The 26137-nt window shown below is 55.3% G+C and carries 19 protein-coding genes; 11 read left to right on the forward strand and 8 right to left on the reverse strand.

Annotated elements, in window-relative coordinates; translation table 11 throughout:
- Positions 1-87 precede the first annotated feature (87 nt).
- Positions 88-3594 (reverse strand): PAS domain S-box protein, encoded by a 3507-nt coding sequence (locus Q4G72_RS12340; RefSeq protein WP_303311727.1) that lies wholly within the window; start codon positions 3592-3594, stop codon positions 88-90.
- A gap of 359 nt (positions 3595-3953) precedes the next feature.
- On the opposite strand from Q4G72_RS12340, the gene Q4G72_RS12345 reads away from it, so the two are divergent.
- The 7 genes from Q4G72_RS12345 to Q4G72_RS12375 all read left to right on the forward strand — a co-directional run bounded on the left by Q4G72_RS12345 (position 3954) and on the right by Q4G72_RS12375 (position 13046).
- Positions 3954-4499 (forward strand): RNA polymerase sigma factor, encoded by a 546-nt coding sequence (locus tag Q4G72_RS12345; RefSeq protein WP_303311786.1) that lies wholly within the window; start codon positions 3954-3956, stop codon positions 4497-4499.
- The gene (locus Q4G72_RS12350; protein ID WP_303311728.1) at positions 4474-5400 is read left to right on the forward strand and encodes a HEAT repeat domain-containing protein; all 927 of its coding nucleotides are present in this window, start codon (positions 4474-4476) and stop codon (positions 5398-5400) included. Before Q4G72_RS12345 ends, Q4G72_RS12350 begins: the two co-directional genes overlap by 26 nt.
- Positions 5348-6217 (forward strand): DUF4097 family beta strand repeat-containing protein, encoded by an 870-nt coding sequence (locus Q4G72_RS12355; RefSeq protein ID WP_303311729.1) that lies wholly within the window; start codon positions 5348-5350, stop codon positions 6215-6217. Before Q4G72_RS12350 ends, Q4G72_RS12355 begins: the two co-directional genes overlap by 53 nt.
- Positions 6214-7041, forward strand: coding sequence for a DUF4097 family beta strand repeat-containing protein (locus tag Q4G72_RS12360; RefSeq protein ID WP_303311730.1), 828 nt, complete (start codon positions 6214-6216; stop codon positions 7039-7041). Before Q4G72_RS12355 ends, Q4G72_RS12360 begins: the two co-directional genes overlap by 4 nt.
- A 395-nt stretch (positions 7042-7436) precedes the next feature.
- Entirely contained in the window at positions 7437-9911 is a 2475-nt protein-coding gene (locus Q4G72_RS12365; RefSeq protein WP_303311731.1) for a DUF5916 domain-containing protein, read from the forward strand.
- A 225-nt stretch (positions 9912-10136) separates the two neighbouring features.
- Positions 10137-11075, forward strand: coding sequence for a zinc-dependent peptidase (locus tag Q4G72_RS12370; protein WP_303311732.1), 939 nt, complete (start codon positions 10137-10139; stop codon positions 11073-11075).
- Between the two features lie 114 nt (positions 11076-11189).
- Positions 11190-13046 (forward strand): M2 family metallopeptidase, encoded by a 1857-nt coding sequence (locus tag Q4G72_RS12375; protein WP_303311733.1) that lies wholly within the window; start codon positions 11190-11192, stop codon positions 13044-13046.
- A gap of 85 nt (positions 13047-13131) precedes the next feature.
- Here the strand turns inward: Q4G72_RS12375 and Q4G72_RS12380 are convergent, their stop codons facing one another.
- From Q4G72_RS12380 to Q4G72_RS12395, 4 genes are all read right to left on the reverse strand, one after another.
- Positions 13132-13839, reverse strand: coding sequence for a GAF domain-containing protein (locus Q4G72_RS12380; RefSeq protein ID WP_303311734.1), 708 nt, complete (start codon positions 13837-13839; stop codon positions 13132-13134).
- Positions 13840-14168: 329 nt separating this feature from the next.
- Positions 14169-14693 carry a heme NO-binding domain-containing protein gene (locus Q4G72_RS12385; protein ID WP_303311735.1) on the reverse strand — a complete coding sequence of 175 codons (525 nt, stop codon included), beginning with the start codon at positions 14691-14693 and terminating at the stop codon, positions 14169-14171.
- A 116-nt stretch (positions 14694-14809) separates the two neighbouring features.
- The gene (locus Q4G72_RS12390) at positions 14810-15658 is read right to left on the reverse strand and encodes an anti-sigma factor (RefSeq protein ID WP_303311736.1); all 849 of its coding nucleotides are present in this window, start codon (positions 15656-15658) and stop codon (positions 14810-14812) included.
- Between the two features lie 2 nt (positions 15659-15660).
- Positions 15661-16215 carry an RNA polymerase sigma factor gene (locus Q4G72_RS12395; RefSeq protein WP_303311737.1) on the reverse strand — a complete coding sequence of 185 codons (555 nt, stop codon included), beginning with the start codon at positions 16213-16215 and terminating at the stop codon, positions 15661-15663.
- 235 nt (positions 16216-16450) lie between these two features.
- Between Q4G72_RS12395 and Q4G72_RS12400 the strand changes: the two genes are divergently transcribed.
- On the forward strand, positions 16451-17854 hold the full coding sequence (locus Q4G72_RS12400; RefSeq protein WP_303311738.1) for an NAD-dependent succinate-semialdehyde dehydrogenase: 1404 nt from the start codon (positions 16451-16453) through the stop codon (positions 17852-17854).
- Between the two features lie 58 nt (positions 17855-17912).
- On the opposite strand, the gene Q4G72_RS12405 is transcribed toward Q4G72_RS12400, so the two are convergent.
- Both Q4G72_RS12405 and Q4G72_RS12410 read right to left on the reverse strand, forming a co-directional pair.
- Complete coding sequence (locus tag Q4G72_RS12405; protein WP_303311739.1) at positions 17913-18677, reverse strand: YdcF family protein; 765 nt, start codon at positions 18675-18677, stop codon at positions 17913-17915.
- 137 nt (positions 18678-18814) lie between these two features.
- Positions 18815-19153, reverse strand: coding sequence for a thioredoxin family protein (locus Q4G72_RS12410; protein ID WP_303311740.1), 339 nt, complete (start codon positions 19151-19153; stop codon positions 18815-18817).
- A gap of 582 nt (positions 19154-19735) precedes the next feature.
- Here Q4G72_RS12410 and Q4G72_RS12415 point away from each other — a divergent pair.
- The 3 genes from Q4G72_RS12415 (at position 19736) to Q4G72_RS12425 (ending at position 25037) form a co-directional block, all read left to right on the forward strand.
- The gene (locus tag Q4G72_RS12415) at positions 19736-21130 is read left to right on the forward strand and encodes a DNA/RNA non-specific endonuclease (protein ID WP_303311741.1); all 1395 of its coding nucleotides are present in this window, start codon (positions 19736-19738) and stop codon (positions 21128-21130) included.
- A 262-nt stretch (positions 21131-21392) separates the two neighbouring features.
- Positions 21393-23900, forward strand: a complete 2508-nt coding sequence (locus Q4G72_RS12420) for a DUF5686 and carboxypeptidase-like regulatory domain-containing protein (RefSeq protein ID WP_303311742.1) — start codon at positions 21393-21395, stop codon at positions 23898-23900.
- A 105-nt stretch (positions 23901-24005) separates the two neighbouring features.
- Complete coding sequence (locus Q4G72_RS12425) at positions 24006-25037, forward strand: AI-2E family transporter (RefSeq protein ID WP_303311743.1); 1032 nt, start codon at positions 24006-24008, stop codon at positions 25035-25037.
- Between the two features lie 97 nt (positions 25038-25134).
- Here the strand turns inward: Q4G72_RS12425 and Q4G72_RS17895 are convergent, their stop codons facing one another.
- Positions 25135-25998, reverse strand: coding sequence for a nuclease A inhibitor family protein (locus Q4G72_RS17895; protein WP_368408996.1), 864 nt, complete (start codon positions 25996-25998; stop codon positions 25135-25137).
- Between the last annotated feature and the right edge of the window lie 139 nt (positions 25999-26137).

Below are 26137 nucleotides of genomic sequence, written 5' to 3' on the forward strand. Positions count from 1 at the left end.
TGAGGAAGAGCAACAAAGATACGGCCACCGGAAGAGGAATCCGCAGGCGTTCAGCCCGTCAGATACAGCCCGAAACCATCCTGGCAGCTAGGCTTCACTCTGCAGCGTCTGAAGCTCCTGAGTCATCTGAGAAATCAGCTCCTGCAGCAACCCAATGGTGTTCTCAATAAGGGGATTTAACACCTCCGGGGCAAAGTCGCCGGCCCATTTGTCCAGTTGCATCACCAAGGGCAGAATCCGGTGTACCTGCACGTGCTCCAGGCTGGGCTTTAGCTTGTGTGCACTGGCGCGCAGCAGCTGCACATCCTGCTGCTGGCGGGCGGTGCGCAGCTCATCAATAGCCTCCTGCGCGCTTTCGATGAACGACTCCAGCATCAGGAGTACGAAGCCGGCGTCCCCTTGCCCTATTTTCTGAATGATTTCCAGATTATAGAAGGCCGGCTCCGGGGGCAGCAGCGCACGCTCTCCATCGGCCTGAGATACCGGCAACTCAGCACCCGTCAGCCAGGCGCCGATAATTTTGAGCAGCTCTTCTTCCTGAAAAGGCTTGCTGAGGTAGTCGTTCATGCCGGCCTGCAGGCATTTTTCCCGCTCCCCCTTAATAGCATTGGCGGTGAGGGCAATAACCGGGGTGGTGAGGCCCAGCTGTTCCCGCAGGAAAGCAGTAGCCTCCAGCCCATTCATCACGGGCATCTGCACATCCATCAGGATAACATCAAACGCCTGCTGCCGGGCCAGCTCTACGGCAATGGCGCCGTTTTCCGCTTCGGTAATCTGCATGTCGGCATTGCTGAGGAAGCCTTTGGCAATCTGCCGGTTAAACACATTGTCTTCCACCAGCAAAATGTGCTTGCCCCGTAGTATCTCGCGGCTTTCGGGGGTGGCTTCCACCTTTTCCGGCATATCTTTCTCCGTCCCCACCGGCAGAACCAGCGAGAAGTAGCTGCGTGTACCGTGGTATTTCTGGCTTTCTATGGCCAGCTCACCGCCCATCAGGTTTACCAGACCGCGGCTGATGCTCAGGCCCAGACCTGTACCGCCAAATTTGCGGGTAACAGAAGAATCCTCCTGGCTAAACTCTTTGAAGATATCGGCCAGGTATTCCGGATCGATGCCAATGCCGGTATCGGACACGGTAAACTGGATTTCTACCTGGCCTGCCTGCTGGGCCACCAGCTCGCAGGTAATAGTTACCTGGCCTTTCTCCGTGAATTTGATGGCATTGCCAGCCAGGTTCAGCAGGACCTGGGTAAGACGGTAAGGGTCGCCTAGCAGCACCTCCGGAATGCGGGCATCAACCGAAGTGAGAAATAGCAGGCCTTTTTCTTCTGCCTTAAAGTGCAGGCTCTTTTGAATCTGCCGCAGCAGATGGTCCATTGTAAACCCTATGTTTTCAATGGAAAGCTGACTGGCCCCGATTTTGGACAGGTCCAGAATATCATTAATAATCACCAGCAGGTTTTCGCCGGAAGAGGCAATGGCCCGCAGGTAATTCTGCTGCTCCTCATTGAGCGGTGTTTTGGCCAGCAGCTGGCCCATTCCGAGAATAGCATTTAGCGGCGTGCGGATTTCATGGCTCATGTTAGCCAGGAAAAGCTCTTTAGACCGGGTAGATTCTTCGGCAAACTCCTTAGCGGCCCTCAGATTGTGCTCCAGTTGCTTCTGGTGGGTGATATCCAGCGTAATGCTGATGATGCCATATATCTGCTTCTGGTCATTATAGATAGGTGCGCCACTAATCAGCAGCCATTTTTGCTCTCCGTTTTTGCTGATAATAGCCAGCTCATACGTATCGGAAGCGCCTTGCATCCGGCTGCTGTTTTTGGCGGCCAAAAGCGGTACATCGTTCGGGTGCAGAATCTGATTGATAGCTTCCTGATGCAGAAACTCTTCCCGTCTAAAGCCGGTAATGTCGCAAAAAGCCTGGTTCACGTAAGTTACCTGGTTGTTCAGGTCAATTTCTACCAGGCCCAGGTTCATGCTCTCAATAATGCCGCGGTATTTCTCTTCCCGGCGCTTCAGGGCATCTTCGTTGTTTTTCCGCTCGGTAATGTCCTCGAACTTCCACAGGTTACCGATGTACTTCTCATTTACCTGAATTGGCACAAAGTCACTCTGCAGGGTGCGGCCATCTTTCAATTTGAAGATATCCCCGGTTACCAGATGCCGGTTCCGGATCAGCTCTTCGTGGCGCTGCACAAACCCTTCTTCGTCTTTAAACCTGTTCTTGGCCTGCTGCCCAAACAGGGAGGTATCAAGACCAATAAGGCCTTCGGGGGTGGCATGCACGTCAAACATGCGGCAGATGGCCTCGTTGGCCAGTACTACCCGGTTGTTTTCGTCTTCCAGCAGAATACCTTCCTGGAAGTTGGAGATGGTGGTGTACAGGCGCAGCGTAGTGGCCTCAATAGCCAGATTGGCTTTTTTGATTTCGGAAATATCGGTGTGTACGCCGGTCATGATCAGGGGCCGGCCCTGCTCGTCATATTTGGTTACCAGCCCCCGGGTGAGCACCCACTTATACTCGCCGCTTTTGCACATTAAGCGCCGCTCTACTGAATACATGGGCACCTCGCCGCGCAGGTAAGCATCGGAGGCCTGCATGCTAAGGGCCTGATCTTCCGGGTGCACATGGTTAAGCCAGGTTTGCTGTTGGCTTTCGAATTCTTCCTCGCTGTAGCCCAGCATTCGGATATAGGCTTTGGAGAAATATTCCTCCCCGGTCTGGTAGTTAAACTCCCAGGCCCCGTCGCCGAAGCGCTCCATGGCCAGCTGCCAGCGCTGCTCACTTTCCCGCACGGCTTCCTCAGCCTGTTTCAGGGCCGTAACATCCAGCAGTATGCCGCTAAACATGCTGCCCTGCTCATCAGTAACGGAGTGTAGTGAGTTGGCACGGCACCAACGCAGGGGCTGCCCCGGCACCACCAGGCGTCCTTCAAAAGACCAGGAATTCCCTTCCTGCCGGGCTAGCTCCATGGCGGCATCCCACTGCGGCTTATCCGCCGGGTGAACAATGTCGCTCAGGTGGCTGATTTGCTCCGGCGTGATGCCAAATATTTCGTACAGCTTTGGGCTGACGTAGGAAAAGCCGGCGAATCCATCCTTGTCTTCCCGCCACTGAAATAGCACGCCGGGCACCTGCTCCACCAAAAACCGGAACCGCTCTTCGCTTTCGGCCAAGGAGCGCTGGGTGGCTTTTCTTGCCGAAATATCTTCCAGCAGGCACGCAAACGGCTCTTCACCGTTGGGGTCAATACTCAGGGGCTGCACTTTTACCTGCACCCAGCTGGCAGCGCCATCTTTGCGGGGTGCCAGCACTTCAAAGCGAAAAGGAGTACGGGCAGCCAGCTGTTGCTGCAGGTAGGTTTGGTGCCCATCGTTGCTGGCACTATTGCGCAGAATATGCCAGGCCGGCTGGCCAATTACTTCGCTTTCCTCAAACCCCAAAAGCGCGACAAAACCCTTGCTCACCCAAGTAATATACCCTTGCTTATCCAGCAACGCTACCGCATCAAATACTTGCTGCAGCAGTAGCAGTTCCTGCTCCCGCGGGTTGGAAGGTTGAGGGTAAACAAGATTTTTATCGGTATTCATGATGCGAATCTAATAGAAGGCATCTGGCTGAAAGCCTCCCAGCGGAGTGGCTTTGTCCTTCTCTGCCTGCCAGTTAGCCTGACCCAAGAGCGTATCAAACCGGCCAAGTGACTATTTGCCGGCAAGTAGCTCATAAATAGCTTCCCGCTGCTATATCCCCTAGATACCAATTTGCCTTTATAAAAACCAGCAGATGCTGAGGGTTCCCGATTTCAGCCCTGTTTAGCAGGGCTGGAATCGATTTCTAAAAATAATTTAAAATAAGCTGTAACCTTCCCCAAAAGCCGAAGTTTCCACGCTCGAATACGCCACACCTACTTATCGACTTTCCTTTGAACTCGCTCACGGACAACTCGCTCATGCTGCAAGTGAAGGCCGGCCAGGTCGATAAGATGGGCTTGCTGTTTGAGCGCTACCACCGGCCGCTGTTGGGGTTTTTCTACCACTCCAACGGTAATGCCACGGCTAGCGAAGACCTGGTGCAAACCGTATTCTACCGGATGCTGAAATACCGCCACACCTTCACCGGCGACGGCGAGTTTCGGACCTGGATGTACCACCTCGCGCGCAACGTGCTAGCCGATGCCGCGAAGAAAAATAAACCCTCGGCCCACCACCAGGACATAGCAGACTGGGCCGAGAAAATTGCAGGCGGAACGTTGGCCGACGCAGGCCTGCAAAAGGCACAAGAGGTAGCGCAGCTTCACCGGGCCATGGCCCGCCTCAGTGCCGAGCAGCGGGAAATACTCGTCATGAGTCGTTTTCAGGAGCTCAAATACGAGCAGATAGCGCAACTGCTCGATACAACGGTAGGAGCCGTGAAGGTGCGCGCACACCGGGCTCTGTGCCAATTGAAGGACATTTATTTGCTAATGGAAAATGGAAGCAAAGTTCGGAAACTGTGAGAGTGTGCAAGAGGGGCTGATGGACTTGCTGGCCAACGAATTGTCGGCACAGGAGCAGCAGGCCATGCATACCCATCTGGCCCACTGCCCTGCCTGCCAGCATGAGCTGCAAGCGGTACAACAGCTCTGGCACACCATGGGTAACCTGCCTGTGCCCGAGCCCAGTGAGCAGCTGCGCCCCCGCTTCTACAGCATGCTGGCGGAGTTTCAGGCCGCCGAGCTGCAAAAGAAGCGCTGGTCCTTAGCAGGCCTGGTACAACAGCTGCAGGAGTGGTGGCAGCCAGACTACGCTACTCGCCTGGCCTACAGCATGGTGCTGCTGGTGGTGGGTTTAGCAGCCGGCTATGGCCTGCGCGGCCGCGGCGAGGCAGCCGATAGCCAGCAGCCTCTGGCGGTAACGGAGGCCCCGGCGAACGGGAATGTGCAGCAGGCGCAAATGCTCACGCTTCTGGCTAACCCCTCGGCCGTGCAACGGCTGCGCGCCGTGAGCTACGCGGAGGAGCTGGCACCCAGCAACGACCGGGTAGTGGCCGCTCTGCTCAGCACGCTTAACCAGGACCCGAACGTGAATGTGCGCCTGGCTTCTTTGGAAGTACTGAGCGGCCTTTCGCAGGACCCTACCGTGCGCCAGGGTCTGGTCCGTTCCCTGGCCCAACAAGAGTCCCCGCTCGTGCAGTCGGCTATGGCCGATGTGATGGTGCAGCTGCAGGAGCGCCGCTCGGTGCGCCCCCTGCGGAAGCTTTTGCAGCAGGAAAACCTGAACGAGCAGGTAAAAACCAAAATCGAGCAGAGTATTCAGTCTTTGTCCACAGAACGGTCCTCTGACCACTCAACCCCTTCAACCTACGATGAAACCAATCACCATATTCGGACTAATCTGGACACTACTGTGGCTGCCTAGCTGCTCCTTACAGGCCCAGGACCGTGAATCGACGGAGAAAATAAACCGTGAGTTTACGCTTACGGGTGCCGCTGGCAGCAGCACGCTGGCTGTGTACAACATCTTCGGCTCGGTTACAGTGGAAGGCTACAGCGGCAACAAAGTGGTAGTAGAAGCTACCAAGACCATTAAAGCCGACAATGCCACTCTACTGGAGCAGGGGAAAAAGGAAGCCCAGATGGGCTTTGAGCAGCGCGGCGACAGTTTAATTGTATTCCTGCAGGGGCCCCAGGACTCCCGGCCCCGCCGGAACCGAAACTGGAACAACCACGACATTGACTACGAGTACTCCTTCGATATCACGGTGAAAGTGCCCCGGGATATGAAGGTAAACGCCTCCACCGTAAATGGTGGTGAGATGCTGGTACAGGATGTGACCGGGGTGGTACAGGCCCGCAACGTCAATGGCCCCGTCAGTGTCCGGAATGTCCGGGAGGCAACGGTAGCCAAAACGGTGAATGGTAAAGTAGAAGTCTCGCTGACCCATGCGCCTACGCAGGCAGCTTCCTACCAAACCATTAACGGCGACATAGCGGTGAGCTATCCGGCTAACGCCTCAGCAGAGCTGCATTTCAAGAGCATGCACGGCGAGATGTACACTGACTTTCCTCAAACAGAATTATTACCGGCCCGCGTGACGCAGAATCAGCAGCGCGAGGGCGCCGGCACCAAGTATAAACTCAACAAAGAAACGGCCGTGCGGCTGGGCAAAGGCGGCCCCGATATCCGTCTGGAAACCCTGAACGGCGACGTTACCATCAAACAGCAAACCCGATGAACAAGATAGTATTCCGTACCCTGCTGGCTTTTCTGGCCCTAACCTGGGCGCAGCCCCTGCTGGCCCAGCAGGCCACCAAAGAGCAGATGGTGGTGGCGCTGAGCTCCCCCGGCAAGCCCGGCACCCTGCACCTCAAACTGGTGGGCGGCGGCATTCGGGTGATAGGCACCACGGGCAAGGACGTGGTGATTGAAACCTCCACGCGGGGTGGGCGGCGCGAGTCCAGCTCCTCGGATGCACCCGCCGGCATGCGCCGCATTTCGCAGGCTGATAACATGGATGTAACGGCGCAGGAGCGCGGTAACCACGTGTATATCAAAACCCAGTCCTGGCAGCATCCGGTTGATTTCGTTATTCGGGTGCCCAGGCAGTTTTCCCTGCAGCTTTCTACCGTGCAGGATGGCGACATTGTAGTTGAAAACGTGGCCGGCGAGCTGGAGGTATCCAATGTGAATGGCTCCGTGCGACTGAAAGACGTTTCCGGCTCGGCAGTGCTCAGCACAGTAAATGGCGAGCTGGTGGCTGACTTCAATAACGTAACAGCCGGCGCACCTATGGCCTTCTCCACGGTGAATGGCAAAGTGGATGTTACGCTGCCCGCCAAAGCCAAGGCTTCGCTTAAGCTAAAATCGGATATGGGCGAAATCTACAGCGACTTTGATCTGGCCGTAGATAACTCCGCCCCTAAGGTCACACGCACGGCCAAAGAAGGCACCTACCGCGTGAACACTGATAATTGGACCTACGGTAAAATAAATGGTGGCGGCGCGGAGTTTATGATGAAGAGCCTGAACGGTGATATTTTCATTCGCCGGGCCAAATAAAACGCTAACTTCTAGCCACAAGTATTATGTGAACCCAGTCCCGGCCTCTCTACTGATACTGCAATATCAGGAGGATGCTGTGGTGAGTGACTCCGAAAGGGAGAGTTGCCGGGACTGAGTACACCTTTTTCGGCTAATTTTGAGGGCGCCCGCACGGGCAGAAACCCTCCCATCTACCGCCGCCTCGCTGGTATTCAGCGCTTCCAGGTTTTCTAACGCTACTCTACAGGCCGCTTTACGCTGCTTTCGGGCACCCTGTGCCTGGCTTCAGGCCCTTTTTCGGGCTGCACCTCCCCGCTCTTCTTCAGCCTTTGCTTCTGAAACCAAACACTATGTTTCGTATCTCTATTCTCTGTCTTTGCTGCCTGCTGCTATGTTTCAGGACCATAGCCCAGGTGCCTGCTACCCCTGTCAGCCCCACGGCAGCATCTCCCAAAAAGCAGCTGCAGGCTGTGCGCATCAGTGGAGGAGTTAAGCTGGATGGTTTGCTGGATGAAGCCGTGTGGCAGCAGGCTCCCATTGCCACTGACTTTATTCAGCAGCGGCCCAACCCGGGCGTACCGGAAAAGCACCGCACGGAAGTGCGCGTGCTCTATGATGATGCCAACCTCTACATCGGGGCCATCATGCACGACTCTTCTCCTGACTCCATTATGCGGGAGATGACCCAGCGCGACCAGTTTGGCAACTCCGATTTATTTTCCGTGTTTCTGGACACGTACCACGACCAGCTAAACGGCTACAATTTTACAGTTACTACCTCGGGCGTGCAGCTGGATGGACGCTACTCCCCGGCCGGCGGCGAAGACTTTAACTGGAATGCCGTGTGGGATGCCCGCACCACCCAGCACGGCACCGACTGGATAGCCGAAATGCGGATTCCCTATTCGGCCATTCGCTTCAGCAAACAGCCGGAGCAGCTCTGGGGCCTCAACTTTGCCCGCCAGCGCAAGCGCGACAACGCCCAGTATTTCTGGAATGAAGTGAAGCCCACCGTAAATGGCTTCGTAAACCAATGGGGCGAGCTACGCGGGGTACATGATATAAAGCCGCCCCTACGCCTGTCCCTCACGCCCTATATCTCCGGCTACGTGAACGACAACCCGCTAAATGCGGAAGGCACCAAGCGCACCACCACCAGCTTTAATGGCGGGGCCGATGTGAAGTGGGGCATCAATGAAAGCTTTACGCTGGATGCCACCCTGGTGCCCGACTTTGGGCAGGTGCAGAGCGACAACCAGGTGTTGAACCTTTCGCCCTTCGAAGTGCAGTTCAACGAGAACCGCCAGTTTTTCACGGAGGGCACCGAGCTCTTCAACAAAGGCAACCTGTTCTATTCGCGCCGCGTGGGCGCCACGCCCATTGGGTTTTATGGGGTGAGCATGGGCGCTAACGAGAAGATTCTGCGCAACCCGGCCGAAACCCGCCTGCTGAACGCCACTAAAATTTCGGGGCGCACCAAAAAAGGGCTGGGCGTGGGTTTGTTCAATGCTCTTTCCAATGATGTGTATGCTACCGTACGCAATACGGAAACCGGCGAGGAGCGGGAAGTATTAACCCAGCCCTTCAGCAACTACAATATTGCCGTGCTGGACCAGTCCTTGAAAAACAACTCCTACGTCTCGCTTATCAATACCAACGTCACGCGGCAGGGCAGCACTTACGATGCCAACGTAACGGGCGGCCTGTTTCGCTTCAACAACAAGAAGAACTCTTATGCCCTGGATGGCAGCCTGGTGTACTCACGGCGGCGCGGCACCCAGTTTGGGTCCGACAAACCAATTGATGACCAGGATGGCTACAAATACTCCCTGGGTGTAGGGAAAATCAGCGGAAACCTGACCTGGGGGTTAAATCATAGCATTGAGTCTGATAAGTACAACCCGAACGACTTGGGCCTGTTGTTTTCCAATAACAGCATCTCGCAGTCGGTGGATGTGGCTTACCGCAAGTACAAGCCGTTCTGGAAGGTAAACAACATGGCATTTTTTGGGCAGATTGGGCACGAGCTGCTGTATCGCCCTACCCGCTACCAGAGCATGTACTTTTATAACGGCTTCAATACCACCTTCACCAAAAGCTTTCTGCAAGTAGGGTACGACTTTGTGCTTAGCCCTGTGAGCCACGACTACTTTGAGCCGCGCGTATTCCCCCTGGGCAACTACTTTGTGCGGGTGCCGGGCAATTCCGACTTCGTGGCTTTTTTCAACTCCGATACCCGCAAACGGTTTGCATTGGGTATGAATGCCGGTTGGCAGCGCTTCGGACTGGATGAGCGGCTGCCGCGTGAGCGACGCCTGAGATACAGCCTGGGCGCTTACCCCCGTTACCGGGTAAACGACCATCTGACTTTCAGCTACAGCCTGGACTGGAGCCTGAGCCGAAACCAGATTGGCTATGTGAACGGTGGCCTCAGCCGGGACGAGCCGCTGGATATGCCCTTCACCGGCCAGATTCTGCTGGGCCGGCGCCATGTGTCTACCGTTTCCAATGTGGTATCGGCGGCCTATACCTTCACCAACCGCATGTCCTTTACGCTACGCACGCGCCACTACACCAGCAACGTGCGCTACGCCGACTTTGCCATCCTTAACCCGGATGGGGAGGAGCTGCTGGCTGATTACCGCCGCAACCGCGACAATACCTATAATGCCTTTAATGTGGATGCGGTGTATTCCTGGTGGTTTGCCCCGGGCTCGCAGGTAAGTGTGGTATGGAAGAATGCCGGCTCTACCTTCCTGCAGGCGGAGGAAGCCACGCCTCAATACTTCGACAACTTCAACAATACTATCAACACCCCGCACAACAACTCCTTGTCAGTTAAGGTGTTATACTACCTCGACTACCTGATGGTGAGAAGGCCGAAATAACCGGCTAATATCAGCATCTGCTCAGAGCCGGTCCGCATGGCTGCCCCTTTCCACTCTATTTTGCCGGCCCATTATGGCAACCGGAAAGAGTTGGAAAGGGGCAGCCTTGCGTACCGGCTGTTCGTCTTTGAACATCATGCGGCCCTATGGCTGCTGTAATGCAGTATGGACAAAGGCGTTGCAATGCGCCTATAACCTTCCTTTCTGCCCCGCGTTATGCCGCCCATGCAGTATTTCATTTTTGCAGCCCTGGTGGCGGTGCTGATTTTTATCTTTTACCGCTACGCCACGCGCGACGCCCGCCTGCGCCGGCAGGCCCTGGCAGCAGCCTTTCCAGAAGCCTGGCGCCAGATTCTGGCCGAGCGGGTGGCCTTTTATTTATCCCTGACCAAAGACGACAAAGTCCGGTTTGAAAAGCAGGTGCAGGTGTTTCTGGCCCGCACCCGCGTAACCGGCATTCAGACCGAAGTAGATGATGTGACGCGGGTGCTGGTGGCTGCCTCGGCCATTATTCCGGTATTTGGCTTTCCTGACTGGGAATACAGCAACCTGAGTGAGGTGCTGGTGGTGCCCGATGCCTGGAAGGAACGGCAGGACCCCACTAAAGAGCAGGCGCCGTTAAGTGGCACGCTCCTGGGGTCGGTGCGCAACTTCCAGACCTCGCACTACATGCATTTGTCCAAAGCTTCGCTGGAGCAAGGCTTCCGCGACGCCCTGGACCGGCAAAACGTGGGCATTCATGAGTTTGCACATTTGCTGGATGAGGCTGACGGGGTTATAGACGGAATTCCGCGCCTAGCCCTGCCTGATGAGTTGGTAAAGCCCTGGCAGGAGGTTATGCAGAGCGAAATTGAGGCTATCAGGGCCGGCAATTCCTCCATCAATGACTATGGTGGTACCAGTGAGGCCGAGTTTTTTGCGGTAGTGACGGAGTATTTCTTTGAGAAGCCCGAGAAGCTTCAGACAGAACATCCCGAACTCTATGACCTGCTGCTGCGCCTGTTTCGGCAAAACCCCAAAAAGCGTTTCCTGCGCTTGGCTGTAGACCCGCGTGAATGGCTCCGAAGCCTGCGCACGCAAAAGAAGTTTGGGCGCAACTCGCCCTGCCCATGTGGGAGTGGCAAGAAATACAAGGACTGCCACTTGCTGCAGGAAGCGGCCTGAGTTGAGGGGCGTAAGCTACCTGAAAGGCGGCGAAGGGAATTCCGGCTGGATAGTTAATTTAGGCCTTCAGCAGCCTCTAGTGGCTTCCCTTGACCTCACCCTTCTCCCCATATCATGAAGAAAACCTTGCTATCCGGTTTGGCCCTGGCCGCGCTGGGCACCAGTGTATGGTCGTGTGCGAGCACCAGCCAGACGCCCGTGGCCACTACCACGCCAACTGAAACCGCCCCGGCAGCGGCCACTCCCTCCTGGAGCCAGCAGGCAGATGACTTTCTGAAGTCGTATTCTGCCGAGTACCAGCGCCTGTACACGCAGTCCAGTGAGGCAGAGTGGCGCTCCAACACGCACATTGTGCCCGGCGATACTACCAATGCCGGAGCCACCACCCGCGCGAATGAGCGGATGGCCGCCTTCACCGGCAGCACGGCCAATATTCAACGTCTGCGGGAGTTCCTTGACCACAAAAGCGAGCTGAATGATATTCAGATAAAGCAGCTGCAAACGGCCCTGTATAATGCCGCCAACTCACCCCAGACCATTGCCGATGTCGTGAAGGCGCGCATCAAAGCGGAGGCTGCCCAAACCGAAAAGCTCTACGGTTTCGATTACAAGTACCAGGGCAAATCGGTAACGACCAACGACCTGGACGAGCTGCTGCGGAAGGAAAAAAGTCCGGCCAAGCGCCAGCAGATCTGGGAAGCCAGCAAAGCCATAGGCCCCACCCTGAAAGAGGGACTGCTGAACCTGCGTGACCTGCGCAACCAAACGGTGCAGGCGCTGGGCTACCCCGACTATTTCACCTACCAGGCCTCCGACTACGGCATGACGCGGGAGGAAATGATGGCTCTGGTGCGCAAAATCAACGATGAGCTGCGCCCGCTTTACCGCGAGCTGCACACCTACGCCCGCTACGAGCTGGCTAAGAAATACGGCGTAAAACAGGTACCTGACTACCTCCCCGCATCCTGGCTGCCCAACCGCTGGGGCCAGGACTGGAGCGCCATGGTGGATGTGAAAGGGCTTAATCTGGACCCGATACTGGCCAAGAAAGGCGCTGAGTGGCAGGTAAAGCAGGCGGAGCGTTTCTATCAAAGCCTGGGCTTCCAGGCACTACCCGCCTCGTTCTGGGAGAAGTCCAGCCTGTACCCGCTGCCGGCCGGTGCTACCTATAAAAAGAACAACCACGCCTCGGCCTGGCACATGGACCTGAACCAGGACGTGCGCAGTCTGATGAGCGTGGAAGGCAATACGGAGTGGTATGAAACCACCCACCACGAGCTGGGCCACATCTACTACTATCTCACCTACTCCAACCCCGATGTGCCGCTGCTGCTGCGCCAGGGTGCCAACCGTGGCTACCACGAAGCTATGGGCTCCCTCATGGGACTGGCTGCTACCCAAAAGCCTTTCCTGGCCGGCCTGGGCCTGGTAGATGCCAAAACGCAGACCGACCAGACGCAAACCTTGCTGAAGGAAGCCCTCAACTATGCGGTGTTCATTCCGTTTGCCTCGGGCGTTATGAGTGAGTGGGAAAACAGCTTCTATGCTGATAAGCTGCCCGCCGACCAGCTTAACGCCAAATGGTGGGCATTGGCCAAGCAGTACCAGGGCATTGTGCCGCCCACCACGCGCGGCGAGCAGTACCTGGACCCTGCCACCAAAACGCACATCAACGACGACCCCGCTCAGTATTATGACTATGCCCTGAGCTATGTTATCCTGTTTCAACTGCACGACCACATTGCCAAGAAAATCCTGAAGCAGGATCCGCATGCCACCAACTACTACGGCAGCAAGGAAGTTGGCCAGTTTCTGGCCGACATCATGCGCCCCGGAGCCAGCAAAGACTGGCGCACTGTGCTGAAAGACAAAACCGGGGAAGACCTCTCAGCCCGCGCTATGGTGGATTACTTCCAGCCTCTAATGGCCTATCTGAAGCAGCAGAACAAAGGCCGGAAATACACCATGTAATGGAGCAGCCCGGCTTTAAGTAAACCAAAAAGGCCCCGCCAGATTTGGCGGGGCCTTTTTGGTGGTGAAGAAAATCACCACAGAGTTACTTCTGGACCAAATGCTTATCCAGCACTTTCTGAATGCTTTCCAGGCGGGTATATACCATAGCCAGCACATCAGCATCATAGTTTTCTCCTCCCTGTGAGCGGGACGTCAGGTAGCGGGCCAAGGTGGTGTTTTCGTTCAGGCGCTCTTCCAGTTCATCGTGGGCATGCTCCCACTCTTCCTGCTGCCCCTGAGAGAGGTACTGACCACGCAACTCAATGGTTTGGCTCACAAGAGCGGCCAGCTTAGTGAGAAGCCCTGATTCCGTTTGGGTAAAGTCCCGCGCTTCCCGGCCAATGACACACAAAGTGCCAATGTTGGATTCATCAGGCATACGAATGGCTGAGCCGGCATAAAACCGCAACCCCGCCGACTGCGCCACATAGGGGTTCACTAACGCACAACGCTCCTTTTCCAGATCCGGATATACCAGTGGCTCATCCTGCAGAATAGCAGCGGAGCAGAGACTATCTGAGCGCCCCACACTTTCCAGGCCGGGCAATCCGGTATTGGCCTTAAAAAATACCCTCTCTTCATCTACCAGGGAGATAAGCGAAATAGGCACGTTGAAGAGCTGCGCAGTTAAGGCCACGAAGTCATCAAAGATTTTCTCCGGTGTGGTATTCACAATCTGATACTGGTGTAAAGTCCGCACACGGGCCCCATCTGCATCAGGTATCAGGGCGTTAGGAAGCCTACTATTCATTTGTCCTTATGATAAAAAAGGCAGGTAGCAAAGCAGGGAGCTTCATCCAGTCCACAACCCACACTGCCTTATTTGTCTGTCATTATGTTACTTACCGTAGTGCTCCCCAAGTGGTCAACACCTACCGGGCATTGGCTGGCTGGTCGGCAGTCGGGGTTCAAAGAGTTAAAGATAGGCTCAATAACACCCTGTTGAATTATTACGAACGTAACGCGGCCAGGAATGATGCCTAGCATAACCCGGAGACCTTCATGGAGCCGACGCACTTGGCCGTCTTAATGGGCCCGATCAGAAAACGGCCGGCTAAGCCGCAGCGTGTGTTGGTGCCTTTACTTTCGCCGTACCCGGATACTTACATGCTCCCCGTTTTCACTGGTTTCCGGCACTACTTCAATCCGCTCTTCCTCATTGAAATACACGGCCAGGCCCCGGATGATACCCACCGCCAGGGCCCCCATCCGGCGCGGTGAAACATAGTCTACCTGCAGCTCATTTTTGCCCAGCCGCTCTACCTTCAGCACAGGTGGCGTATGCCCAGGGTTTTGCTGCCGGATGTGGACATGCATGTGCATTTCGGTATTTTCCACCATTTCCAATGTCCGCCATTCCGGGTTCACCAGCTTGCCATACATCAGCATGAGGTCGGGCACCAGGTATTCGCCAAATTTTTCGTGCAGCTCTTCCGGCGGCACGCCGGCCATTTCAGCTGCATGGCCCACCAGAGCATACAGGTCCTGATCAGGATACACTTCCTGCACTTCAAAGTCGCTGCGGCTAATGCCGGAAGTTTCTACCAGCCGTATCCAGGTAGCATGGTCGTATTGCGTTTGAACGTAGCGTTTCAGTAAGGTCATGATGGTTCCGTGCACAGCAATAAGACTAAGTTAATGCATAAAAAAAGCAGCTCCGGCTCTCACCGGGGTTCCGGTAAAGATATAGAGCTGCTTCTTACATGTGTGCCAGGCGGTAATTAGTTCATATTGCCCAGCACAGCCATAGAAGAAAGCGTGGGACTGGCGCTGCCGCCGGCAGGTTCAACCGTCATGGCAAAGGCCTGGGCGCTGGCAATAGATTTCATTAGCTGCACACTGTCGCCCGTCATGGTAGCCTCAGCCAGCATACCGGCGTCTATGGGTTTGCCATTGTCCAGGGCCCAGAGTTGATACTGCTTGCCTTCCGGGGGCTTGGGCAGATTGCGCACTTCCACATAAACTGCCTTGGTAGTTGGGTTGAAATGTACCCGTGCCTTGGCCCCGGGCGCATTCGGCGTACCGTTCAGCTGCACGGTATGATAGGCATCATCCCGAAACATAGCCAGCTCATTGGTGCGCTGGGTTAGCCGTTCTTGCACTACGCGGGTATTGGCAGCCAGCTCGTCGCGGGAGCTTTGCATTGCGGTTAGCTCCTGCGAAGCATTCTGCCAGTTGCGGTAGAAAATAAAGTTGCTGATAAGCAGCAGGGCTACCGCTGCAGCCATGAGCCAAGTGAGGGCCCGCCCGCTGGTACGAGCCGGTTCCTCGGAAGCTGGCATGGCGATAACCCGGCCGGGCTCCGCAACGGGCGGCGTGGCAGCAACAGGTGCCTCCAGCTGGATAGCGGCCTGCCAGCCGGCCAGCACCCGCTCCCGCATGCCGGCGGGCGGCGCGGCAGCGTGAGCCAGGGCATAGCCTTCCAGGGCCTGCGTAATCTGGTCTAGTTCCTGACGAATCTCGGTGTGGGCGTCGGCCAGGCGCTCTACTTCCGTCTGCTCGCGCAGAGTGAGAGTCCCGAGCACATACTGCTCCAGAATACCTGATTCGATGTATTCCTGAATATTCACGGCTATCGAATCAGTTTTGCGAGTACTTTAATAGCTGCCCGGGCGCGGGTCTTAACGGTGCCGAGGGGTAAGTTGAGTTCTTCTGCCACTTCACTTTGCGTAAAACCGCCGAAGTACAATAAGTCAATAACCTGTTTCTGCTCCGGATTGAGCTTGTTGGTCATTTCCTCTAGCCCAATGTGCTCAGGGCGGAACGCCGTGGGGGCGGCCTGCCACTGTGCCGGGCTGTCTTCCAGCGGCTGTGTACGAGTACCTACGCGGTGCTGACGGGAGCGGATTTTGTCAATAGCCAAATTCCGACAAATGTTCAGCACCCAGGTAAACAAACGTCCTTTTGACGTATCGTAGCTCAGGAAAGAATGCCAGATTTTAACCAGTGCTTCCTGTAACACGTCTTCTGCCTCTTCTTCTTTTTTTACAATCCGCAGGATGACGCCATACAGCGCCGTACCGTACTTATCGTAAAACACCGTCATGGCCGATTCGTCTCGGATCCGCAGCCGATGTACCAGCTGCTCTTCGGTGATGGAGGCTAATTTTGTGGATGTTAAAGGCACAAAGTCTGGCGTGTAAGTAGGACGTAAAACCACATAGCGGGAATTGAGCCTATGGCCCAAATGTAACAGTTACCCCGGTCTCTTGCCACGTAAATAACTTAGCAGGCAAATTTGTTATAAATATTATCACTCAGCAAAGACAAAGCCACCCTTTGGTAGCTTTTCAGCCAGGGTCTGCGTAAGGCAACAGAAGGCTTTTCGTGAGCTGTCATCCGTTTTTCATGTCCGGTTTCATATGGCTATTGAATCATTTAACCCCTATACCAACCGTACCCTCCGCCGCTTTCGGCCCTTTAGCTGGGCAAAAGCAGAGCGCATCCTGCGCCTGACTCACCGCGAGGCGGCCCGTTGGCGCACCACATCGTTTGCCGAGCGGGCAGCTTGCCTGCAGGCCGCCGGCCGCCTGTTACGGGAACGGCAGGATGAACTAGCCCGCCTGATGGCGCTGGAAATGGGCAAACCCTTGAACGATGGCCGGGCCGAAGTGCTGAAGTGCGCCCTTACCTGCGACTACTACGCTGAACATGCCGAGCAATTTCTGGCCGATGAAATTATCAAAACCGAGGCCCGGCGCAGCCTTATTTCCCACGAGCCCCTTGGCGTGGTGTTGGCCGTAATGCCCTGGAACTTCCCTTTCTGGCAGGTGGTACGCTTTGCAGCTCCCGCCCTCATGGCTGGCAATGTGGGGCTGCTCAAGCATGCCTCTAACGTGCCGCAATGTGCTCTGGCCTTGGAAAAGATTTTTCAGGATGCGGGCTTTCCCACCAACGCCTTCCGCACGCTCCTCATCGGCTCCGATATAGTTGCGAAGCTTATTGCCGATGACCGGGTACGGGCCGTAACTCTCACCGGAAGTGAGGCTGCCGGCGCCAGCGTAGCCGCTACAGCTGGCGCCAACATCAAGAAAACGGTTCTGGAACTAGGTGGCTCTGATGCGTTTATTGTCCTGGCCGATGCCGACCTGGAACTGGCTGCTAAAACCGCCGCCCAGGCGCGCATGATTAACTCTGGCCAGAGCTGCATTGCGGCCAAGCGCTTTATTGTAGAAAAGCCTGTTCTAAAGGAATTCATCAGCAAGTTGAAAACGCACCTGCTGGCCCTGCGTACCGGCGACCCGCTGGAGGAAACAACCCAATACGGCCCCCTGGCCCGCCCTGACCTGGCCGACGGCCTAACTAAACAAGTGGAAGAATCGGTACGGAAAGGCGCACGCGTGGAGCTGTACGGCGGGCAGTCGAAACCCGGTACTGCCTTATTCCGGCCCATGATCCTTTCTAATGTGAAGCCTGGCCAACCGGCCTACCACGAGGAATTCTTCGGGCCGGTAGCGCTGGTGCTGGAAGCCCGCGACGCCGACCATGCCGTACAGCTGGCCAACGACTCTCCCTTTGGTCTGGGCGCCGCCATCTGGACGCAGGATGTGCGCCGCGGCGAAGCGCTGGCCCGACAGGTCGAAGCCGGGGCAGTATTTGTAAATTCCCTGGTGAAATCCTCGCCGGAAATGCCTTTTGGCGGCGTAAAGAAATCGGGCTACGGGCGGGAGCTTTCGTATCTGGGCATTCGGGAGTTTGTCAACCAGAAAAGTATCTGGATTGCAAATGAAGCCGTTACGCCAGCGCACAAAACCAAAACAGAATAGCGGTTTGATGGTCCAGCGCCTCTAGTTTGCTTTACTACTTCCAGTTGCTGGTTAGCAACTAGCAGTATCCCATCAGCTTATAAATGAAGTAACCGGCCATTTCGTGCAGCAGCGTACTCCAGCGCTCCAGTGCCTGGGTGTTGGGCAAGAGCCAATAATCGGGTGTGCTGCTGGGGTCTTGTGTCAGAAAGCCGGCCGGAAAGGCAGTGGGCTGTAGCCCCGCTTTCTGAAAGCAGCCCATGGCCCGGCGCTGATGAAAAGCTGAGGTAATCAGCACCAATGACTTAATCTCGGGGTGCACCTGCAACAGCTTTCGGGTATACAGGGCGTTTTCGTGGGTGTTGCGGCTACTGTCCTCTATCAGAATGCGGGCAGTAGGTACGGCGGCCAGCCGCAGCAGAATGGCCAGCTCGGCTGCCTCACTGCGCTGGCTGCCCTGCAAAGCTCCGGAGCCCCCGGAAATAATGATGTAGCGGATACGCCCGGCCCGGTACAGCCACAGCGTATGGAGCAGCCGGTCGGCCCCCTCACTTAGATATACCCGGTCGTGCGGCGACTTTTTTCCGTTGGCTACGCCGGTGAGCAGCACACCGGCATCATGCGGGGTTACGCGGCTCAGCGGCACGGGTGGCAGCTCCCAGGCAAGCATAGCCGCATTGGCCAGGGCCAGATTGGTCCCGATAATGGCTACAGCTAACGCCACCAGTTGCCAGCGGCGGCGCCATACAACCCGGCGGTCCAGCACTGCCGCCAGTAAAAGCAATACCAACCAGACGGCGGGCATCAGGGCCCAGTCCAGTACTTTGGAGTGCACAAAGAACATGGCCGCGAAGCTACCGCGAAATCCGCAGCTGTGCTTGCCCAGACGTATACTTGACGGAAAAAACCAACAGGAAAACCAACGTTAGCGCAAACGCGGCCAGGCACATAGTATTCCTATCTCAAGCAGACGAAAGTGCCTTAAAGAGACTGGGGCATATAGTGCCGCAGCCGAAGCACCATATTTTTCACTTCTGCTTCCGTGAAGAGCGTATCACATTCCAGCAGCTGCCCCTGGCAATACGAGACGAAAAATGGAGCCACTTTCTCCTGCATCATCTTACTGGCTACCGGGTTTTCCTCCGAATTCAACCGAACAAAAAAGATGCTTTCGAAAGCTGGGTCTGCGGCAAACTGCATAAAGGAAGGTGCTAATTCTTCGCAGGTAGGACAGTTTTCCGAGGTAAACTTGGCGAAAACCTTTGCTTTCTCGTGCGTCAGGCGGCGAAGGTCGGCATCGTGGGTATCAAGTACGTGCATAGGCGGGCAGTGCAAAGGGAGTAAAGAAGGCAGCTATTAGGCTCACACTATACACCTGTATAGGCTCAATAAATCCTTTTCCTTCAATATTCTGCATAAAATTCTGATTGTCAACATTTTAAATTAATATGAGAGATATTTTGATGAAGCGGTAATACAGGCAATAATCTTATCTGATCTAGCATTGAATAAAAGCCTCCGTAACCAATTTCCCTTTCACAACATGTTTTTATATATCTAATAATCAATATATTAAGTAATGTTTGCTGATTTTTTCAAAGGCGAGGCATCCTTTTGCTGCTTTCCCGGCTCTTACTTATTGATTTGTAACTGAGCTACATATAGCCAGTTTAATTTTATGACCAATACTATTTAAGATGATAACTGCGGCATCCCGTTATTCGCTCTTGGAGCAGAAGCACGAGCAGGTAAACCGCCTGTTGCGCACCTGGACGTTGCTGGGCGCTTCCCTCCTGACGCTGGCATTCCTGACCTGATTTCTGACCGGGTCTGCTTCAGCGCATAAATAAATCCTGCACTCCGACTGGTGTGTTATTTTTGCGCGCCTTATTTACTCTGACCATGCGCGCTATGCTGCCTTTCACCAGCCTCCTGCTGGGCCTTTCGCTTCTGGCTTGCTCTCAGCAGCAACCTCAGACCCCACCTACCGAGCAGACTACTCAAACTCCGGTAGCCGGCAGCTTTCCGGAAACATTTGAAACCGGTAGTAAAACAGCTTATGCGGAGGGCGACGAGCAGCTAGGCACCGGCACCTGGCATTTTACTGATGCCTTGATTGGCTCTGCCCCTGCCGACCATAAAAACGGTACCCACGCTGCCCGCTTGCGAGGTCAGGGCCGTTTGCGCATGAACTTTGATGCCCCGGCAACGGTGCGCACCATTCGCATCAGTGCCGCCGCATATGGTACCGATGGTGCCAGTACCTGGGAGTTGTGGCTGAGTCAGGATGGCGGCCGCAACTTTGTGCGCCAGGGCCAGCCGGTGCGTACTAGTGGTCCACGATTGGCGCCCGCTACGTTTTCAGTAGCTGCCACCCGCCCTATCCGGCTGGAAATTCGCAAGACAGATGGCGGTAGTGGGCGCCTGAACCTGGATGATATTGCGCTGGAAACTACGGCCAGCAGCGCGTCAATTGCCGGAACGCCGGCGCCTGTCCCTACTCAGCAGCAACCGACCGCAGATGCCATTGTGGTGTCCCGCGACGACAACATGGCGCTGGGAAACCCCAGCGGGGCCACCGGCAGCTTGGATAATGCCACCAACTACCTCATGGTGAAGCCGCAGTACACCCTCAGTTACAACGCTATGCGTGGCACACCTAACTGGGTAAGCTGGCATCTCAACCGTGCCTGGATGGGCAGCGCCCCCCGGCAGGACGACTTCCGCCCCGACCCCGCCCTCCCTCGTCAGTTTTACCAGGTAACGCCCCGCAGCTATTCCGGTGGCGGCTTCGATCGGGGCCACAATTGTCCCTCCGCCGACCGCACCACTGACCTGGACGACAACTCGGCTACCTTCCTGATGACTAATATGATTCCGCAGGCCGGCAACAATAACCAGCGCACCTGGTCAAAACTGGAGGAATATGCCCGCTCTCTCGTGCAGCGCGGCAATGAGGTCTATATCATCATGGGCTGCTATGGCAAAGGGGGCACCGGAACCGCAGGCTTCGCAACCACCCTCGATAATGGGCATGTAACTGTACCCGCCCGGGTATGGAAAGTGCTGGTAGTTCTGCCAGAAGGCACCGATGATATTATCCGCATTGGCACGGGTAAAGCCCGCATTATTGCGGTAGATACGCCTAATGACCAAAGCGTTAACCCCGACTGGAGCCGCTACCGGGTTTCAGTAGATGCCATTGAGAATGCCACCGGTCTGGATTTACTTAGCAAGCTGCCTACAGTCGTGCAGGAACGGCTGGAAAGCCAGATAGATACCGGAAATACCCGCTAGCTATTTTGGACTTCCGGCATGCCGCCTCCTGTATACCTGTCTTAGCTACCATGGCTTGCTTTCAAGTGTACAAGGTATGTCAATAGCTAGGCGAGGGGTTCTGTTCCCAGGTACCTTTCCTGATAAATTTCATTAATTGTGCTATTCCTTTATTTAATTATTTACTTTGATAATCAATCAGTTGCTTTAATTATTCAGGTTTCATAAAACATCGACCGTACCTTGCACGATTGATTTAGAAGTACGTTGGATTTAGGTGCGCATGCAAAAGTTTACTCTATTAGGAATACTGTTCTATCTACTGACAGCTCCTGCTTCATTTGCCCAAAAAATTGTATTTAGCGGTCAAATTACAGAAGCCGCTAATGGGCAGCCAGTGCCATTTGCATCGGTATTTGTGCGTGGCACCAGCTTTGGAATCACGGCTGATGAAAATGGCCGCTTTCAGTTGAGTGTTCCCCACTCCGTTGATTCTCTGACGGCTGGCGCGGTGGGCTTTCGGCCGCTGAGCCGGCGCGTTTCGCGGCAGCCGCAGCAAACCATCAGCTTCGCCCTGAAAAGCAGTTCATTTTCGCTGGGCGAGGTAACGGTACACGGCGGTGAGAATCCGGCCTTTGCCATTTTGCGCAAAGTACAGGCCCATAAGAAGGAGCATGATAAAGCCCAACTAACTTCATTTGAGTTTGATAGCTACAACCGGGTCGAGGTTTCTCTTTCTGATGTGACAGCCCGCCTGGCCAAACAGAAGGTTATCCGCGACATGACTTCTGTAGCACAAACGGTGGGCGAAATGGAGCGTAATGCCAGCGGTAAGCCCACCGTGCCGGTTTTTGCTTCTGAGGTGCTTTCGCGCTATTATGTGCGGCACCGGCCCACCCGGGAGCGGGAAGACATCCGGCACTCCCAGCTACATGGGGTAGCCCCACGGGATGGGTCCGTGTTGTCGCAAGTGCTGGGCTCCTCGTTTCAGGATTACGATTTCTACCCCAACTGGCAGATTGTGATGGGGAAAGATTTCATTTCTCCCATTGCGGAAGGCTGGCGCATCACCTACGACTACGACCTGGAGGACTCCGTGATGATAGGCCAGGACCGGTGCTATCAGCTGAAAGTATTTCCACGTCGCCCCCAGGACCTGGCTTTCACCGGGCGTATCTGGATTACAATGCAGGACTATGCTTTGCGCCGCGTAGATCTGAGTGTTGACCCTAAGGCCAACATTAACTTCGTGGATCAGATACGGGTATTCCAGGATCTGGCACCTACCCCGGCTGGGCCCTGGTTGCCGCAGCGTACGCGCGTAGTAGTGGGCCTTAAACCCAATAAAAAGCAAACCGGCCTGCTGGTTCGCTTCAATACCGTAAACTCCAACTTCGCCACGGACCAACCGCATGAAGCCAAGTTTTATGACCAACCCTTTGCCTCTGCAGTAGATGCCCTGGAGGTACCGGCCGGGTTCTGGAATCAGCACCGACCTGATACCCTGTCGGCGCAGGAGGTACGTACCCTTACGGCGCTGGATTCGGTTGGGAAACTCCGCTCGGTACGCTCGGCGCTGGAGTTAGCCGATTTACTGGTGACGGGCTACAAGCAAGTAGGTAAGCTGGAGGTGGGCCCTATTCCCAGCCTTTATACCTACAACAATGTGGAAGGGAGTCGCCTGCAGGTAGGCTTCCGCACCACCGGCGACCTGAATCCCAACTGGTTTGCGCGCACTTACCTGGCTTACGGCACCAAAGACCGGGACGTGAAATACGGCCTTTCCGCTTACCGCATTATGTCCCGGCGCAACTGGACGCTTCTGCGTCTTGAGCGCAGCCACGATGTAGACCAGGTGGCCCTGCTGGATAACGACTACGCCATTGAAAACCCGCTTTTTGATGCCGCCGTACGCTTTGGAAATATTAAACCGGGCCGGCCGCTGTGGCGGGATGTTACCGGACTCTCGGCGCAGTCAGACCTGTTTCACGGCTTCACGCAGAAGCTCACGCTGCGCCACCAGCGCTTCGATCCGCTCTACGATTTCGCCTATTACACCAGCGACCTGCACCAGCCCGGCGCACCTACGGCCGATAAGTTTTCCTTATCAGAAGTTATTCTGGAGTCGCGCTATGCTCCGGATGAAGTCCTGATTCAGAACAAGAACCGCCGGTATGCAGTAGGGCTGCGGAAGTGGCCCGTGTTTACCTTCCGCTACACGCTGGGCATTGATAATGTACTGGGTAGCGACTTCCACTATCAGAAATTTAACCTGCTGGTGTCCCAGAGCCTGCCGCTGGGCCAGTTGGGCCGCACCGAGTATACGCTGGACGCGGGCTACATTCCCAGCACGGTGCCCTACCCTGTGCTGAAAACGCACCTGGGCAATGAGTCGCCGATATATACCAGTAATGCCTACAACCTCATGCGGTACTTTGAGTTTGTGAGCGACCGGTATGCTTCCCTGCACGCCGAGCACTACTTTGAAGGGCTGTTCATCAACTCGGTACCCCTATTGAAAAAACTGGACTGGCGTCTGCTGGCCTCAGCCAATGTGTTATATGGCGGCGTAAGTGAAGCCAACTGCCGGGCTACCCCCACTGTGGACGCTCAGGGCCAGGACCTGCCTACTTTCCGCCCGCTGGGCACGGCGCCGTACATAGAAATGGGCTATGGCATCGAGAATATCTTCAAGGTTTTGCGTGTCGATTTCATCCACCGACTCACCTATCTGGATAATCCGGGGGCCAAAAGTTTCGGCGTAAAAGTGTGCGCTCAGTTTAAGCTGTAGCCAAAACGCTGCCTATATCTGTTGCCCCAACGTGCCGCCACGTTGGGGCAACCGTTTTTTAGACTGAAACTGTAATTTGCCGCATCCTTCCTTTTCCCGCGGCCCATGTCTAACGAAAACATTTACACCGCCCGTCAGCAGCACATCCTGCTTATTGTATGTCTGGTGGGGCTGGCTGCCCTTATTCTGGTGGGCCTGGGTAGCTACACTACGGCCTTTTTAGGCTCGGGCATTTTGTATGTGGTATTCCGCCCGTGGTTTCAGAAGCTGGTAAACGAGCGGGGCTGGAATAAGCAGTTTGTCTCGGCTTTCCTGCTCACTTTCGCCTTTGTAGTTATTATTCTGCCGTTCACTGCCCTCACCTTCATGCTGGTGGACCGCATCCGGCAGTACGCGCAGGACACCAGCCAGATTATGGCCGTGCTGCACCGGGTAGAGCAGCTCATTGGCTACACCTTTACCTCGGAGCAAAACGTGCGCACTATTGTGCAGCAGAGCATGAGCTGGCTGAGTCAGCGCATTCCGTCCCTGGCCAGCGGGCTGCTGCATTTCACGGTGGTAATTGGCCTGATGCTGTTTGCGCTGTATTTCATGTTCATTGAGGAGGCCGCCTTTCTGCGCGGGCTGCACCGCTACCTGCCCTTCCGGCCCGGCACGCTGCGCGAAATGGGTGAGTCTCTTAAAAACAATGTGAATGCCAACGTCATCGGGTCGGCGCTAATTTCCATAGTCCAGGCTATTCTGACGGGGGCAGCGCTTTGGTTTTTTGGTGTGAGCGATGCTGATTTCTGGGGGGTGGTGGCTTTCTTTATGGCTTTTATTCCTGTGTTGGGCACTCCGCTGGTTTGGGGCCCCGCCGCCATCATTAAAATTGCGCAGGGCGAAACTTCTCAGGGAGTAGGCCTGCTGCTGGTGGGAGTTATCGTTATCATGAACATAGACAACCTGCTACGCATTGTGCTGGCTAAGCGCATCGGGGATATTCACCCGCTCATCACGCTGGCCGGGGTGGTGCTGGGCGTTGAGATTTTCGGCATTCTGGGACTGGTACTCGGGCCTTTGCTCCTATCCTATTTTATCGTGCTGACCAAAGTATTTGAGCGCGAAAACCGCATCCGGAGGGAGTCCGGCATTTGATTTCAGACTACTACTCCTAGGCTATTCAACAAAGAAGACCACCTTTCCCAAGGTGGTCTTCTTTGTTGAATAGTATCGGGCGGTTGCCTTCCTCATTCTATGTTTCCGTCAGTACGGTTTTGAAGCCAGCCAGCTTTCCGTTATCGGTTTTGCCCAGGGCATATACAGCTACCTGGGGTCCAGCGCCTAGCCGATACACTTTTACGTCCTGCAGCTCCTGTTTCAGGAACATTTGTAGGGCCTTGAAGCGGTTAGCCAGCGCCGGGTCGCCCAGCACGCCATCATCGGCAGTGTGGTTGCGAAGAAAATAAGTAAGTTCTTGAGTTTCTACTTTAGTGTCATCGGGTTTGCCAACCAGCTTCATCAGGGCTTTATCCGTCAATGCTCCATCCGGGGCGGCCAGGCTAACGGCTTCCAGCGGCGCATCTGATTCGCTTATGTAAAACAGCCCTTTGGTAAGCTGTTGGAGCTGGGCTAGAGTAGCATCTGTCTCCGCAGGCGCCTTCTCCTCACTGCCTGTAGCTTTAGAAGCAGCTACTTTTTTATCATCATTTGCCAGACCATTATCCGGCACTTTGGCGGCAATGGCGGCGGCCAACTCCTTCATGCGCTCCTCAGCCACCTTAATCTTGGGGTTGGCAAAGTTCATATCCGAAACCTTGTGCATCGGTATTAGGTGAATGTGCGCGTGGGGCACTTCCAGCCCAATTACGGCTACTCCAATGCGCCGGCAGGGCACGGCAGCCTGCACTCCATTTGCTACGCGCTGTGCAAACTGGTGCAGGGCAGCCAGCTCAGCAGGTGGCAAGTCAAAAATATAGTCTACCTCTTTCTTCGGAATCACCAGCGTGTGTCCCTCTACCAGCGGCGTAATGTCAAGAAAGGCCAGGTGATGGTCGTCTTCGGCTACTTTGTAGGCTGGCAGCTCGCCGGAAACGATGCGCGAGAAGATAGAAGGCATAGGATGGGCGTTTAGAGTGAATATCAAGAAACCGGAAAAATCAAGCCTAAAGAAGTGGCCCGTCAACTCCTGGTTCATGGGGCAGCAAGGTGAGGCTTCAGGCCCGAAAATGCAAAGAGGCCAGGCCGCATACGCAGCC

The organism is Hymenobacter sp. BT730, assembly GCF_030542105.1.
GTDB lineage: Bacteria > Bacteroidota > Bacteroidia > Cytophagales > Hymenobacteraceae > Hymenobacter.